The 232-nt window shown below is 58.6% G+C and carries 1 protein-coding gene; it reads right to left on the bottom strand.

Annotated elements, in window-relative coordinates; all coding sequences use genetic code 11:
* On the bottom strand, nucleotides 1–217 hold a 217-nt coding region (locus tag Q5762_RS39800; protein ID WP_315897198.1), incomplete at its 3' end, for a hypothetical protein.
* Between the last annotated feature and the right edge of the window lie 15 nt (nucleotides 218–232).

Below are 232 nucleotides of genomic sequence, written 5' to 3'. Positions count from 1 at the left end.
CCCGAATGGCCCGCTCCAGCTCACCCCTTCTGTTGGTTGGATAGGAAGTGCCGGCACCATTTCTCGGACCGAGAGCGGAGTTGATAAATGTGCCGAGTTCCAGTTGCTGCATATGCTCCGGCCAACGCGAAACAACCTGGAGAATACGCAGGGCCAGTTCATCCGGCTCAAGCGCCAGCACGACGTCGGCCTCAGGTACGAGTTCAGCGAGGTTCATGAAGCGATTCGGGAC

This window comes from Streptomyces sp. P9(2023), from assembly GCF_032436795.1.
In the GTDB taxonomy this organism is placed as follows: domain Bacteria; phylum Actinomycetota; class Actinomycetes; order Streptomycetales; family Streptomycetaceae; genus Streptomyces.
This window is presented reverse-complemented; position numbering and strand designations above follow the sequence as displayed.